General features: G+C 37.2%; 14 protein-coding genes. 6 read left to right on the top strand and 8 right to left on the bottom strand.

The annotated features are described in order from the left end of the window. Position 1 precedes the first annotated feature (1 nt). From F0527_RS03390 to F0527_RS03370, 5 genes are all read left to right on the top strand, one after another. Entirely contained in the window at positions 2-1,105 is a 1,104-nt protein-coding gene (locus tag F0527_RS03390; RefSeq protein ID WP_066784993.1) for an ABC transporter ATP-binding protein, read from the top strand. Then, positions 1,098-1,919 carry an ABC transporter permease gene (locus F0527_RS03385; RefSeq protein WP_066784991.1) on the top strand — a complete coding sequence of 274 codons (822 nt, stop codon included), beginning with the start codon at positions 1,098-1,100 and terminating at the stop codon, positions 1,917-1,919. The genes F0527_RS03390 and F0527_RS03385 overlap by 8 nt, the downstream gene beginning before the upstream one ends. Continuing rightward, positions 1,903-2,697, top strand: a complete 795-nt coding sequence (locus F0527_RS03380; RefSeq protein WP_066784988.1) for an ABC transporter permease — start codon at positions 1,903-1,905, stop codon at positions 2,695-2,697. Before F0527_RS03385 ends, F0527_RS03380 begins: the two co-directional genes overlap by 17 nt. Continuing rightward, positions 2,694-3,767, top strand: a complete 1,074-nt coding sequence (locus F0527_RS03375; RefSeq protein ID WP_150283821.1) for an ABC transporter substrate-binding protein — start codon at positions 2,694-2,696, stop codon at positions 3,765-3,767. The genes F0527_RS03380 and F0527_RS03375 overlap by 4 nt, the downstream gene beginning before the upstream one ends. 445 nt (positions 3,768-4,212) lie before the next feature. Next, positions 4,213-5,385, top strand: coding sequence for an MFS transporter (locus F0527_RS03370; protein WP_066784979.1), 1,173 nt, complete (start codon positions 4,213-4,215; stop codon positions 5,383-5,385). Between the two features lie 92 nt (positions 5,386-5,477). On the opposite strand, the gene F0527_RS03365 is transcribed toward F0527_RS03370, so the two are convergent. The 6 genes from F0527_RS03365 to F0527_RS03340 all read right to left on the bottom strand — a co-directional run bounded on the left by F0527_RS03365 (position 5,478) and on the right by F0527_RS03340 (position 11,266). Then, entirely contained in the window at positions 5,478-6,605 is a 1,128-nt protein-coding gene (locus tag F0527_RS03365; RefSeq protein WP_150283820.1) for an N-acetyldiaminopimelate deacetylase, read from the bottom strand. Between the two features lie 14 nt (positions 6,606-6,619). Continuing rightward, positions 6,620-7,333 (bottom strand): 2,3,4,5-tetrahydropyridine-2,6-dicarboxylate N-acetyltransferase, encoded by a 714-nt coding sequence (gene dapD / locus F0527_RS03360; protein ID WP_150283819.1) that lies wholly within the window; start codon positions 7,331-7,333, stop codon positions 6,620-6,622. Positions 7,334-7,384: 51 nt separating this feature from the next. Further along, positions 7,385-8,278, bottom strand: a complete 894-nt coding sequence (locus F0527_RS03355) for a transcriptional regulator CcpC (protein WP_066791831.1) — start codon at positions 8,276-8,278, stop codon at positions 7,385-7,387. 86 nt (positions 8,279-8,364) lie between these two features. Beyond that, positions 8,365-8,808 (bottom strand): cyclic-di-AMP-binding protein CbpB, encoded by a 444-nt coding sequence (gene cbpB / locus F0527_RS03350; protein ID WP_147194410.1) that lies wholly within the window; start codon positions 8,806-8,808, stop codon positions 8,365-8,367. 133 nt (positions 8,809-8,941) lie between these two features. Beyond that, positions 8,942-9,187, bottom strand: a complete 246-nt coding sequence (locus tag F0527_RS03345; protein WP_147194412.1) for a hypothetical protein — start codon at positions 9,185-9,187, stop codon at positions 8,942-8,944. Between the two features lie 81 nt (positions 9,188-9,268). Next, positions 9,269-11,266 (bottom strand): sensor domain-containing protein, encoded by a 1,998-nt coding sequence (locus F0527_RS03340; protein ID WP_150283818.1) that lies wholly within the window; start codon positions 11,264-11,266, stop codon positions 9,269-9,271. A gap of 513 nt (positions 11,267-11,779) precedes the next feature. Here F0527_RS03340 and F0527_RS03335 point away from each other — a divergent pair. Further along, positions 11,780-12,253, top strand: a complete 474-nt coding sequence (locus tag F0527_RS03335) for a YkyB family protein (protein ID WP_066784962.1) — start codon at positions 11,780-11,782, stop codon at positions 12,251-12,253. A 27-nt stretch (positions 12,254-12,280) separates the two neighbouring features. On the opposite strand, the gene F0527_RS03330 is transcribed toward F0527_RS03335, so the two are convergent. Then, positions 12,281-13,186 (bottom strand): chemotaxis protein, encoded by a 906-nt coding sequence (locus tag F0527_RS03330; RefSeq protein ID WP_147194421.1) that lies wholly within the window; start codon positions 13,184-13,186, stop codon positions 12,281-12,283. A 134-nt stretch (positions 13,187-13,320) separates the two neighbouring features. Continuing rightward, entirely contained in the window at positions 13,321-14,190 is an 870-nt protein-coding gene (locus F0527_RS03325; protein WP_150283817.1) for an NAD(P)-dependent oxidoreductase, read from the bottom strand. Positions 14,191-14,266 lie beyond the last annotated feature (76 nt).

Here is a 14,266-nt window from a genome sequence, read left to right as displayed (position 1 = left end):
GATGTCGGAAAATGCAATTATCCGCTTTGAAAATGTTTCAAAATCATTCAGTGATGGCACTGTAGTGCTAAAAGATATAAGCTTTGAAATGGAACGAGGCAAGTTCTATACACTCTTAGGGCCGTCTGGCTGTGGGAAAACAACAATTCTCCGTCTCATCGCAGGTTTTATGGAACCTACCAATGGTTCAATCTATTTCAATGGCAAAACGATTAATAATGTGCCAGCCAATGAACGCCAAGTCAATACCGTTTTCCAAGACTACGCACTATTCCCTCACCTCAATGTGTTTGAAAATGTGGCGTTTGGTTTGCGTATTAAGAAAGTAAAAAATGAAGAAATCACTAGAAGAGTAGAAGAAGCACTAAGGTTTGTCAATTTAGCGGGCTATAGCCAGCGTGAGATCTACGAAATGTCTGGCGGACAAAGACAACGTGTTGCCATAGCACGCGCCATTGTCAATGATCCCGAAATCATTTTATTAGATGAGCCTTTATCTGCGCTAGACTTAAAACTACGCACAGAAATGCAATATGAGTTGCGCGAATTACAACAGCGTTTAGGTAAGACCTTTGTATTTGTCACTCATGACCAAGAAGAAGCACTAGCCATGTCAGACGAAATCTTTGTCTTACATGAAGGCCAAATCGAGCAAAGTGGATCACCTGTGGATATCTACGATGAACCAATCAATCGTTTTGTCGCTGATTTCGTCGGCGAATCAAACATTGTGCCAGGTACTATGATTCGAGATTTTGAGGTTACGTTTGCAGGTAAGACTTTTGAATGTGTAGACCAAGGCTTGAACGCCAACGAAAATGTAGATATTGTCATTCGTCCTGAAGATTTAGAGATCACAGATGTAGAGCGCGGAAAGCTTGTTGTAACAGTTGATACCCAATTATTCCGTGGTGTTCATTATGAGCTCTCTACCTATGACCAAGATGGGAATGAGTGGCTTGTACATTCATTGAAAAAAGCTGATGTTGGTGCAAAAATCGGCTTAGATTTCGACCCAGAAGCTATTCACGTTATGCGTTTAAATGAATCAGAAGAAGACTTCGATAAAAGACTTGAATCTTACGGAGAAGAAAATAATGCGTAGAAAAGGGAATTTATTATCACTAATCCCCTACTATATTTGGATTCTATTTTTTGTTATTGCACCGATCCTTTTAATTGTTTATTATTCGCTTCTTGATTTACATGGACATTTCACCATTAATAACTATCGAAATTTCTTAACTAGCGTTTATTTGAAAATGACCTTGAGTTCGTTCTGGTATGCGTTTCTCATTACGCTTTTCTCCTTAATTATTTCTTATCCAGCTGCTTATTTAATTACAAAATTAAAATATAAGCAGTTATGGCTTATCCTGATTATTATTCCTTCTTGGATTAATCTTCTTTTAAAAACCTATGCCTTTATTGGCATCTTTGGCAACAAAGGTCCAATCAATGCTTTTGCTAAAGCAATCGGACTTCCAAATCAGCAAATTCTTTTTACTGATTTTGCCTTTGTTTTTGTATCTGTGTATATTTTTATACCGTTTATGATTCTGCCAATCTTTAATGCATTAGATAAGTTAAATCCTGCATTAATTGACGCATCACGAGATTTAGGCGCTTCGAAAATCACTACTTTCAGAAGAGTCATCATTCCGTTGACCATGAACGGCGTTAAAGCAGGTGTACAGGCTGTCTTTATACCGGCACTTTCATTGTTCATGATTACAAGACTGATTGCTGGTAACCGTGTGATTACGCTTGGTACAGCAATCGAAGAGCAATTCTTAACAACACAAAACTGGGGTATGGGTTCAACCATCTCTGTATTCTTGATACTCTTTATGTTTATTATTATGTTGCTGACAGGCGAAAGGAAGAAAGGAGTGGCGCGCAATGGAAAAGCTAAATAAACGATCAAAATTGTATTTGGCGCTTGTCTTTGTCATTCTATATGCGCCTATCCTTTTTCTTGTCTTCTATTCGTTCAATAGCGGCGATTCAATGACCAACTTTAAATCATTCACCTTTGCCCATTACAAAGAAGTTTTCCAAGATTCTAGGTTAATCGTTATTTTAATCAATACAGTAGTTATTGCTTTGTTATCTGCATTAATTGCTACGATCATTGGAACGCTCGGCTCTATTGGCATTGTTTCTATTAAAAATAGAAAAATGCGCAATACTGTTCTTTCATTGAATAATATCCTGATCGTGAGCCCTGATGTTATTATTGGTGCTTCATTCTTGATCCTCTTTACAATGGCTGGGATTAAACTTGGCTTTATGTCCGTTTTATTATCTCATGCAGCATTTAGTATCCCGATTGTTGTGCTAATGGTATTACCAAAATTGCATGAAATGAGTTCATCTTTAATTGATGCAGCGCTTGATTTAGGTGCAAGCCGTCGTGATATTTTAACCCGTGTTATATTGCCTTATGTTAAGCCGGGTATCTTTGCTGGATTCTTTATGGCTTTAACCTATTCCTTAGATGATTTTGCTGTCACATTCTTTGTTACAGGAAATGGCTTCAGCACACTCTCTGTTGAGATTTATTCAATGGCTCGTGCAGGCGTCTCGTTAACTGTCAACGCACTCTCAGGTTTAGTATTCTTTGTCACATTGCTCCTTGTATTAGGTTATTACTTTATTACAAAACGCCAAACAAGATCGGGGGCTCATAAATGAAATCTTTGATACGAGCATCGATTGGCATTTTACTTGTATGCGGAATATTAATGTATACTTCACATGCAATGGATGCTACTTCCGGAAAATCCGGGAAAGATATTTTAACTATCTACAACTGGGGAGAATATATTGACCCTGCTTTAATTAAAAAATTTGAAAAGCAAACAGGCATCAATGTCATTTATGAAACGTTTGATTCAAATGAAGCCATGATGACGAAAATTGAACAAGGCGGAACTAATTATGATATAGCCGTTCCTTCTGAATATACGGTTGAACAAATGAGAGAACGCCACTTGCTTAAAAAAATTGATCACAAGCAAATCCCTAATTTAAAATATATTGAACCAGATTTTCTACATCTGGCTTTTGATAAAAAGAATCAATATTCGATTCCCTATTTTTGGGGTACTGTAGGGGTTGTTTATAATAAGAAACTTTTAAAAGACAAGAAATTTGATAGCTGGGATGACCTTTGGGATCCATCACTAAAAGGCAAGGTTATTTTAGTAGATAGCGCCAGAGAAGTAATTGGTGTTGGTCTAAATAGTATCGGTCAATCACTGAATACAACAGACTCTACTGTTTTGCAGAAAGCCACAAATAAACTTATTCGCATGGCGCCAAACGTGAAAGCGGTCATCGGTGATGAAGTAACTCAATTAATGATCAATGGGGACGCGGAAGTAGCCCTCACATGGTCTGGTCAAGCGGCTGATATGATGTCTGAAAATGATGATTTGACATACAGCGTGCCAAAAGAAGGCTCCAATCTATGGTTTGATAATATGGTCATTCCTAAAACATCGAAAAATATAGAGGGTGCCCATAAATTCATCAACTTTATGCTAGATCCAAAAGTAGCTGCTCAAAACTCTGAGTATGTAGGCTATACAACTCCTAATAAAGCCGCATTAAAATTGATGGATCCTGAAATCGTCAATGATACACGCTATTACGTGTCAAAAGACGTTCGTGAAAAATTAGAAGTTTATAAAAACCTAGGAAAAGAAAAGATCGGCGAATATAATGAACTTTTCCTACGCTTCAAAATGTCTATACGTTAATGTATTGAAGAAAGAAGCTGAATCAAAAAAGTTTTAGCTAATGAAAAGACCGAACACCTGTGAAATTTAATTTCACGTGTGTTCGGTTCTTCTTTTGTGAAATTTCGTAATGTGTTCCTTGCTGCAGACTTACCTTTAATCTCCTCATCACTACGTTCAACTAAGATTCACAGGAGTCGCCATCCAACTCACTACTGCTCTAAATTTATGTCCCTGAAATAGATTGGCTTTATAAGGAGTTATTAATTTTCCCTCTTATTGTTTCTTAGATGGCATTGGTTAAGTCAGATAAAAAGTAGTCTTCCTAAAATTTTCCATCCCTCTACTTTTTCTATAGATTACTCTGTTATAAAACAGCTTTCTTGAACACCCTATAGACAAAAGGTATAATTTTGATTAGTATTGTTTTATATTTAGCATCACGAAATAATTAAGGAGAAACTAGATGAATAAAAAAAATAGAATAGCTTTAATTCTTTTAATGGTTAATATGTTTGTCACTATGAGTGCAATTGGTTTAATTATACCTATAATGCCCAACTACTTGAAGGAGTTCGGCGCAAAGGGAGCAGTACTCGGCTTTTTGATTTCTACTATAGCTTTTGCACAATTTATCTTCTCTCCTATTGCCGGCAGTTTATCAGACAGGCTTGGCAGGAAGAAGCTAATCATCTTCGGCCTATTATTAAATGGGACATGCCAGATCTTATTTGGCCTTTCTAATCACTTATGGGAACTATTTGTTTTGCGTTTTCTAATCGGTGTTGGATCCGCCTTTATCACACCGCCTATCATGGCTTATGCTGCGGATATTACTACACTGGAAGAACGCGGAAAGGCAATGGGTCTTATCGGAGCTGCTATATCTTTCGGCTTTATGGTCGGACCAGGGATTGGCGGCGCTCTTTCAAATGTAAGCTTACACTTCCCATTCTTTATAGCTGGTATCGCAGCTCTTATCGCAGGAATACTTTCTATCATTTTATTACCTAAAACGACACCTGCTGTTGAGACACAACGAAGCGGAAATAATATTTTAAAAGAGATGGCAAATTCCTTTAAAAAGCCATACTTCATATTATTGCTTGTTGTATTTGTCTTCTCATTTGGTATTGCTAATTTCCAAGCTACATTATCGATGTTTTTGACATATAAATTTTCTTTCACTCCTAATGATATCGCCATCATTATGACTGTCGGTGGTTTTGTAGGAGTAATTGTTCAAGGCGTTCTGATTAACAAACTATTTAAACGCTTCGGCGAAATGAAGATCATATTAGTGAGCTTAATTGTAGCTGCTCTTGCTATGCTCGGAATGGTCTTTGTGAGTTTCTATTTCTCTATCTTGCTCGTAGCGACACTTTTCCAAACCGCAACAACCTTAATCAGACCTTCTGTTAATACAATGATTTCGAAGGTAGCGGGTAATGAACAAGGCTATGCGGCAGGCATGAACAATGCGTATATGAGTCTTGGAAACATGATTGGTCCAGCCCTCGCTGGTACTTTATTGGACATCCATTTGAATACGCCATTTATTTTAGGCGCAATTATTCTAAGTATTTGTTATATCATTACCTTCACATGGAATCGTAAAAAGTTCTCCACTATGATGTAAAAAACGGCACGCAGTTCACTCACTACGTGCCGTTTTCTAATTTAAAGGCTGTGAATCTATTCCATGCATTTCGTTTACATCCTATAAAATATCTATCTCTTTTTAAAATCTCTTAAAAATTGTTCTACAAAACGTACATTGATGTCTAATAACGTTTCATCCGGCTGCAATGAGGCATGGTGCAGACCATATGGTGAATTTGCGCCAGTCCAAAACATGGCTCCAGGAATCTCCTTTAAAAAGAAGCCGAAATCCTCTCCAGTCATGGCAGGCGGACATTCATACGGTGCGGTGCCTGCAACTTTTTCTGCTGTCTCTAGCAACATCTTTGCACAATAATCCTCATTGTATACTTGATAGTATGACGACCCATAATCTATGCTTACTTCGCAACCATACGCTATTTCAATTGATTTGCAGAGTGCTTCAATACGCTCTTTCATCAAAAGCATCGATTCGGCAGACATGGTACGAATTGTTCCCTCTAATCGAGCATCTTCTGCGATACTATTTTGGACATATCCTGAAACCATTTTACCGATCGTAATAACACCGCTATCTAATGGATTTAAATTTCGGCTTACGATTGTTTGCAGCTGCATGATTAAATTAGCTGCTGCAACAGTCATATCCTTTGTATGCTGTGGAAAAGCTGCATGCCCTCCTACACCATGCAAATCAATAAACAGTTCCGATGTATTAGCAAATAACAAGCCTGATCTTGTCGCAATTGTCCCTACAGGATATTCAGGTGCGATATGAAGCGCAAATAGATAGTCAGGTAATAAATCCTTACGCTCCCTTTGCATCCATTCAAGCATCGGTTTAGCGCCACCCGGTCCTTCCTCTGCAGGCTGGAAATAGATAATGGTCGTATTTATAGGCTGTTGCTCTGAAAAAGCTTTTACAAGCCCTATAGCAATGGCCATATGAAAATCATGACCGCATGCATGCATATAACCATGGTGTGTTGATTCATATGGCAAGCCTGTATTCTCTTCGATTGGTAAACCATCTATATCTGCTCGCCAACCTATTTTGAACGAAGGCTTTGAACCCTGGATTGTGAGAATAATACCAGTCTTCCATAGGTCTACTTGAAAATAACTCTTTTTTAAGTCTTCTATAATAGCTAATAAGTATTTTTGCGTTTTGTCTTCTTGAAATCCAATTTCAGGAATTCTATGTAAATCCCTTCTTATCTCCACTAAAGACTTCATCGAAATGGCACCTCTTATATTTGTCGAAGATCCTGCATGATTTCAGATTTTGATTTCGTTTTTTCATCGATTTCTTTGATGACGCGAGCCGGTGCACCAACCACTACTGTATACGGCGGCACGTCTTTTGTCACGATAGCACCTGCTGCTACTACAGCGCCTTCGCCGATTCGGCATCCCTCTAAAACAACAGCGTTCGCACCTATTAATACATTGTCTTCGACAACTACCGGATCTGCGCTAGGCGGTTCAATAACCCCTGCAAGCACCGCTCCAGCTCCTATGTGGCAGTCCTTTCCAACAGTCGCACGACCACCTAATACGGCATTCATATCAATCATCGTACGGTCGCCGATTTCAGCACCAATATTAATGACACTGCCCATCATAATAACGACATTTTGGCCAATTGTCACTTGATCTCTGATGATTGCTCCTGGTTCGATTCGTGCATGGATATCTAACAACTCTAGTGTTGGTACAGCTGAATTTCTTCTGTCATGCTCTACCACATAATCTTCAATCATCTCTTTATTCTCTTCTAAGGCTTTTTTGATATCTTGCCATTCACCGAAAACAACCGCAGCATCTTTTTCACCAAAGACTTTGCTGTTTTCTCCGAAAGGAATGGAAGAGATATCTTTACCCTTCACATATACTTTTACAGGTGTAGCTTTTTTGGCATTGGCTAAATAAGAGATAATTTGTTCTGCATTCAACTTTTCCATTAGAAACCCCCCTATCAATTTCTACTATTGTACATGATAAATAGGATAATTTCATTTATTTTTTGAATAATCATACAAACATTCCGCTTGTTTCTTCGCTACCTCCACAAAAGCGGCAACTTGGCGCAATTCGAAAGCAGAATCATATCCGATCAGCCAAGTATCTCTTGTAATATTGAATGCTTCTTCCTGATTTGTGAGAGGAATCCTGTTAACATCCTCTTGTCCCGTGAGTGTAATGGATGGAAGTATGGCATATCCGATACCGTTTAATGCCATTTGCTTGCATGTTTCGATTTGGTCGACAATAATCTCATGCTTTGGATTAGATGAAAAATGCCGCTGCCACCATTGCTGTATTTCTTGATAATAATTCGAATCACTTTTAAATTGTATGAATGGCCGAGTGGTCTTAAATACATCATCAAGCGTTTTGATTTCTGTATCGACTAAATAAAGAGTGTCTCGAAATAGATGCTGCTTCTCTCCTTTCCAGTCTGTTTGGCCTCTGACAATGCCGACATGTGCCTCTCCATCATACAGTGCTTTAACAATCTCCGAGCTCCAGCCAGTCATTAAGGAAATCTTGGCGTCAGGATATTCTGTCACAAAATCCTTTAATACTTTTGGGAGCCAGGTATGCCCAACGATGGAGGCACAAGCAATTTTTAATGTGCCATGGACTTTAGAATTTAAGGCTTGAATAGATTCAAAAATTTCTTCTCTCTTTGTAATCATCTCTTCCGCATATTGAATAACTAGCTCGCCTGATGCAGTGGCTGTCAGTCCTTTTTGTGACCGAATAAAAAGCTGGGTACCCCAATCTTTCTCAATCGATTGCAGCCGTTGTGAAAGGGCTGGCTGTGATAAGAATAATCGCTCTGCGGCTTTGCGCATGTTGCGCTCCTCTGCTAATACCTTAATAATTTGGGCATCATTGGTCATAGTCATAAATACCACTACTCCTTTTAAAATTCGTCTTAATAGTTGTGGATAAAAAAAAGGCCCATGAAATGAGCCTTTCTATTACTCTAGCTATTCGGTTGATAGATATGTTTTTTTAATTGTTTTAAAATAACACGTCTTGTCATAATACCAACAAATGTTGAGTCATCATCTACAACACATAAAAAAGCATGGTTAATGACTAAATCTAATGCTTTTTGAAATTTATCATTAATATTTAACATGGCAACATCAGCATCCATGATGTCATTTACTTTTATTGTATCTAATTTTTCAAATTCAATGTGATCGAGACCTAAAATAGATTCAGTAATCATGCGCATACTAAGCAACCCCTGTAAACGATAATCCATATCCAGTACTGGGATAGAAGAATATCCTGTCTTTGTCAACACGAGTAAAGCATGCTCTGCGCTATTGCCTAATTGGACATGGGCAACTTTATCAGAAGGTATAATTAAATCTGCAATCGGCGCTTCAAGGAATTCTCTGCTACTTGTCGAAATCATAGTATTCTACTCCTTACTTGTTCATAAAGTGAACAATTAAAACTACAATTTCATCTTACCATATATTATTCAAAGATTTCCATTAATGACCGAAAAAGCGCATACATTTTTCAAAAGTTACCCTGCCCCTAATTTAACGATATGCCAAGATATTATAAAAGACAACAAAGGTAATAAATATCCCCGCTATCAAATAGCACCAAATAATTGGATTCAACATTGTTGGATGATTTTCCACCGTCTCAGAATAATTTTGATCCTCTACAGTTGATTGAGCTGCTTGTTTTTTTGCAATGCCCATAGTCCAAAATAATGCTATACCAGCAATAAGAACGCAAACAATAATTAATGGCCATGTCAATTCACCCGTGAAATTCAAGAAAAAACCTTCTTTCTTTTTCATGTAGTATGAAACATCTCCGATTAATTAATGCATGGAATATGACTTAAAAATTTCGTATCACTTTTTTAAAGGAATTTCCTTCATTAGCTCATAAATCGGCAACGGTTTGCTGAAGAGAAATCCTTGAGCCTTTTTACATTGCTGCTTTTTTAAGAAACCAACGTGTTCTTCTTTTTCTACACCTTCTGCTATGACATCTAAGCCCAGATTATGAGCGAGATGGATAATGGTTTGAGCAATAGCCTTGTCTTTTTCATCTGTGTCCATATCACGGATAAAAGATTGATCAATTTTTATAATATCGATTGGGTACCTTTTAATATAGCTTAATGAGGAATAGCCCGTTCCAAAATCGTCAACTGAAATAATCAGCCCCATACTCTTTAGTTGTTTTAGAATCTTCATCGTATCTTCTGCATCCGTCATAGAACTTTCAGTGATTTCGAGTTCTAACAGAGATGGTTCAATTTCATACTTTTCCAAAAAATAAAGAATCTTGGATGCTAACTGATCTTCGCGAAATTGTTTTGGCGAAATGTTGACGGCAATTCGGATATTAGAGATACCTTGTACTTTCCATTCATATAATTGCTTACATGCTTCCTCCAGTACCCAATTACCTATATCTATGATAAGCTCTGACTCTTCTGCAAGTGGGATAAAAACACCAGGTGAAACAAAACCAAATTTCGGATTTTGCCAGCGCAACAATGCCTCGAAGCTTGTAATAGTCTCTGTTTCTAAATCTATTTGCGGTTGGTAATACACCATTAATTCATTTTTTTCAATGGCTCTGCGTAGATGAGCTTCCATGAGAGCTGTGTTTTCGAGTTGATTTTTCATTTTGCTTTGGTAAAAACGATATGAAGATCGTCCTTTTTCTTTAGCATATAATAACGCTTGATTTGCTTTTTGCAAGAGCTCGTCAATAGAAGCACCATCATCAGGAAAATAGGTTATACCAATAGAAGCTGTTGTAGCTAATTCAGAATCCTCGATTAGAAACGGTTTTTTCATACTGTAGATGATATCCGCAGCCACTTGCTGTACTTGCTCTTTTTGCACATTTTGCAGGACAGCAACAAAATTATCGCCATTCAACCGATAGATTGATCCTATACTCTTGGTTATTTGAGAAACACGTTCGATAGCTGCGTTGATTATCATATCGCCTGCAGCAGTCCCATACGTTTTATTGACCCTTTTAAAGCGGTCGAGATCAATGGATAATATGGCTGATTTTTGATTCGTTCTCATCGAGTCTTTTATAATTTCCTTAAAATGTACGCTTAGCGCCTTACGATTCCATGAACCTGTCAGTTGGTCATGATAGGTAAAATAACTCGTGTCGCTCTCACATTCAGGAGAAGGCGTTATATCACGCAATATTAGAAGGATTTTAGAGACTTTTTGCTCTGTTAGCATTGGAATACTTTTTATAAATACAATAACAGATTTTCCTTCTATTGTTTTAAGGCCTATATCCGCTAACTCAATACTTTTTTGAGAGGAGATTGTTTCATCTATAAGCTTTTGTATCTCTTCCCTTGCAAATAGACTCACATATTTGTCTATTTGCAGGTTTGCCCCAACAAATCCAAATTTGCCATTTGCCGCAGCATTGCTGTGAAGAATATTGCCTTCTTTATCCACTACTAAAATAGGGTCGAAATTTTGTTCAAGTAATTCAAGAAACGCTGGATCTTGTGGATGCTTATGTATTGTACAGTAATAGAATTGATCTTCGAAAACAGTCTCTTCCGTAACAGTTAATAGGTGTTCTAGATTCTCAAAAGCTGCCGTTTCATTAGCGCACACTGTTAGAATCATTGTTTTCAAATGTTGCCAAATTACGCTTGGCAAATAACGGTGAGCCAACTCTGTTTTTGGAAAGTGGAGCACTCCAAATTCATTTTGTGCCATGTCATTAGCATACATTATAGAGTACTGTTCGTTAGATTTACGAATAAGGACAGAAAGACCACTCTGTTCTATACTGCTATATTGATTTACTATATATTGCAAAGACTTTTGGTCTAAAGTTGTTTTTTTCATTTAGCGCCTCCACAAAAAGGTGTACTTTAGACTATCATAATAGATTTCAAAAGAATTATATAGATTAAAAACAAAAATTTTTTGAATTTAATGAACCCTTTTTACCTATTTTCCACAAAAAGTCGCATTCAAAAAATAATTAATAATCCCTACTGAGTGTTTAGTCCCGTTCCACTTCCTTAATTTAATATTTTCTCTCTGTTTTTTGTTAAGAGGTTTATAGCATGCTTATTTGGGTTAAAAGAGATAATTAGAAAGTATATTCTTCTGTATATACAGATATAATTGATTGGTATTATAATAGAAAAAGTAAGACCTCATAAGGATCGTTAGTTCAATCCTGCATGTTGTTTTAAGGTTTTGGAGGCAGTTATATTTCCGCTCGGGACTATCTCGCACCCGTGTAATATGCGCCAAATCATTCTATTATCTTGTATGAGAAGTGTTTTTCTTTTGTTTCCATACTATTCCTTTATATTGAAATTATTTTTTTAGCAGAAAGGTAGGAATACGATGAGCAATCGCCCCCACAATGGAGATATAGCTACAGCGATTTATATAGTTAATAAACATGCAAAAACTGCCCCTGATAATAAAACTCTTTATACATTAAAGCGATTAGCCCTCGATAAGATGATTAAGATGGGATGCGCAAAAAAAATAGGACTTCAATTCGTCAAAAGGCCACGGTTTAGCCAACAGCAGTCCGCTGTGGTCATTCAATGTTCTGATTACTATTTCCACTCATTGCCTAAGAAAGAAGACTTCAAGGAATTGCCTCATTTAGGTCACTTGGATGAGAATTATCGAAACCCTAGACGTAGTATGAGTCTAAGCAAGGCAAAGCAAATATTGACTAACTTCCTTGAGCCGGAAACTTCTTCATCTTCTATGCCTAAACGAAAAAAAAGAACGCCTCGAAGCATTTACGAGGAGAACAGAAAAAAAGGACTTTACCAAATGAACAGCTATTTTTATGGCCATTAAAAAAAACCGGAGAATTCTCTCCGGTTTTTATAATACATATTGATCGATTTTTAAAATTAAATCAGCTATTTCTGGCTTGCTGATTTGGTCTTCAGCTCCCACTTTTTCTCCTTTATGTCTCAAATCATCTGTTATAAGGCTTGAAAAAATGATGACAGGCAATTTGCTTAATACCGGATGAGATTTCACCTGTTTTGTTAAATGATGCCCATCCATTTGCGGCATTTCAATATCTGTTACCATCAATTGGACATATTCGCTAATATCATCTGTTTTTTCCGCAATGCTTAACAAATATTCTAATGCATCTTTTCCATTCTCAAAAAATTCGACATTCGCATAGCCAGCCTCTTCCATCGTATCATGCAGGAGTTTACGTAAAAGTGGTGAATCTTCTGCAATAACGATTTTCTTTTCAGAGCGGCTTCGTTGCCCTAACTTTTTAATGGAAGACACATTAATACCGGAGTCAGGATTGATATCTACCATAATCTTTTCAAAATCAAGCAATAATAGCATTACGTCATTTTGCTTGATGACACCGATGACTTGTGAATTTCCCCCTTGATACATATCTGACGGCTTTTCTATAAGATCCCATGAGATACGGTGGATTTGCGTTACATTATCTACATGAAAGACAACTCGTTGTCTATTAAACTCAGCTACAATATATTTATGCTGTTCGCTATAAGGCGTATTGGACAATCCCAAAACCTTTTTCATATCAACAACCGGCAAAACCTCACCGCGCAATTGGATAATGCCTTCTACATGTGGGTGTGCATGCGGAATAAAAGTAACAGGTATAGGTTGAATTATCTCTTTTACTTTAATAACATTAATACCGAATTTGTTTGTCCCCATTTGGAATTCAACTATTTCAAGCTCATTTGTACCGCTCTCAAGTAAAATACCTTTATTTTCATTCATCTGAGCTAATACCTCCTACAATTCTCCCATAATTACCCCAATTGTATCATATTACATCATTTGCATATAGAAGAATTATTGACAATAAGTAGTCATTTTTTGTATTAACATCAAAACGCGTAGCTCAAAAGTAACTAGATTTTATAATAATCAACTAATGCTTGAGTACCTAAATCATCATATCCCTTTTGCGATAACTCTTCGTACATTCCTTTTGCAAGAGATAGCCCGGGCAATTGGAGCTCCATCATTTCTGCTTCTTTTAAGGCAATGCCCATATCCTTGATGAAGTGTTTAATATAAAATCCTGGTTCTAGGTCTCCTTTTACAATACGTGGAGCTAAATTGCTTAAAGACCATGATCCAGCTGCACCTGTGGATATGGATTGAAGGACTGTATTAATGTCGAGTCCTGCTTTTTTGCCATAAACGATTGCTTCACATACACCAATCATATTGCTCGCAATGGCAATCTGGTTGCACATTTTTGTATGCTGTCCTGCTCCAGCCTCTCCTTGATAAATAATATGTTCACCAAATAATTCAAATACAGGTTGTACCTCTTCAAAAACATCCTTTTTGCCGCCTACCATGATGGAAAGTGTCCCATTTTTCGCACCAATGTCTCCACCTGAAACAGGAGCATCCAATGCTTCCATCCCCATAGTCTCAGCATGTTTAGCAATTTTTTTAGCTAGGGTTGGCTGAGATGTAGTCATATCAACTAATCTTGTTCCCGCCTTGCTCATTTTAAAAATACCGTTTTCTCCAAAATAAACTTCTTCCACATCATGCGGATAGCCTACCATCGTGAAAACAATTTCGGTATTTTCCGCTGCTTCGCCCGGACTCTCAAACCAGCTTGCCCCTAGTTCGATTAAAGCTTCCGCTTTTGCTTTTGTCCGCGTATAAATATGTACTGTATGTCCTGCTTTTAATAAATGCATAGCGATACTTGATCCCATTACACCAGTCCCAATAAAGCCAATGGTCCATTTTTTCATATATGACTCCCCCTTTTTATTGTTGTGTTCATTATATCAGAATTTTCATTCCACTTTATTATACAAGAACTTTTCT

The organism is Rummeliibacillus sp. TYF-LIM-RU47, assembly GCF_008638315.1.
GTDB lineage: Bacteria > Bacillota > Bacilli > Bacillales_A > Planococcaceae > Rummeliibacillus > Rummeliibacillus stabekisii.
Note: the sequence above shows the minus strand (reverse complement) of the source record. Positions and strands in the feature narration are given on the sequence as shown.

Excerpts from the sequence above, each read along its gene's own strand:
- F0527_RS03390 (WP_066784993.1), top strand. The coding sequence starts at position 2 with ATGTCGGAAAATGCAATTATCCGCTTTGAAAATGTTTCAAAATCATTC.
- F0527_RS03385 (WP_066784991.1), top strand. The coding sequence starts at position 1,098 with ATGCGTAGAAAAGGGAATTTATTATCACTAATCCCCTACTATATTTGG.
- F0527_RS03380 (WP_066784988.1), top strand. The coding sequence starts at position 1,903 with ATGGAAAAGCTAAATAAACGATCAAAATTGTATTTGGCGCTTGTCTTT.
- F0527_RS03375 (WP_150283821.1), top strand. The coding sequence starts at position 2,694 with ATGAAATCTTTGATACGAGCATCGATTGGCATTTTACTTGTATGCGGA.
- F0527_RS03370 (WP_066784979.1), top strand. The coding sequence starts at position 4,213 with ATGAATAAAAAAAATAGAATAGCTTTAATTCTTTTAATGGTTAATATG.
- F0527_RS03365 (WP_150283820.1), bottom strand. The coding sequence starts at position 6,605 with ATGAAGTCTTTAGTGGAGATAAGAAGGGATTTACATAGAATTCCTGAA.
- dapD (WP_150283819.1), bottom strand. The coding sequence starts at position 7,333 with ATGGAAAAGTTGAATGCAGAACAAATTATCTCTTATTTAGCCAATGCC.
- F0527_RS03355 (WP_066791831.1), bottom strand. The coding sequence starts at position 8,278 with ATGACCAATGATGCCCAAATTATTAAGGTATTAGCAGAGGAGCGCAAC.
- cbpB (WP_147194410.1), bottom strand. The coding sequence starts at position 8,808 with ATGATTTCGACAAGTAGCAGAGAATTCCTTGAAGCGCCGATTGCAGAT.
- F0527_RS03340 (WP_150283818.1), bottom strand. The coding sequence starts at position 11,266 with ATGAAAAAAACAACTTTAGACCAAAAGTCTTTGCAATATATAGTAAAT.
- F0527_RS03335 (WP_066784962.1), top strand. The coding sequence starts at position 11,780 with ATGAGCAATCGCCCCCACAATGGAGATATAGCTACAGCGATTTATATA.
- F0527_RS03330 (WP_147194421.1), bottom strand. The coding sequence starts at position 13,186 with ATGAATGAAAATAAAGGTATTTTACTTGAGAGCGGTACAAATGAGCTT.
- F0527_RS03325 (WP_150283817.1), bottom strand. The coding sequence starts at position 14,190 with ATGAAAAAATGGACCATTGGCTTTATTGGGACTGGTGTAATGGGATCA.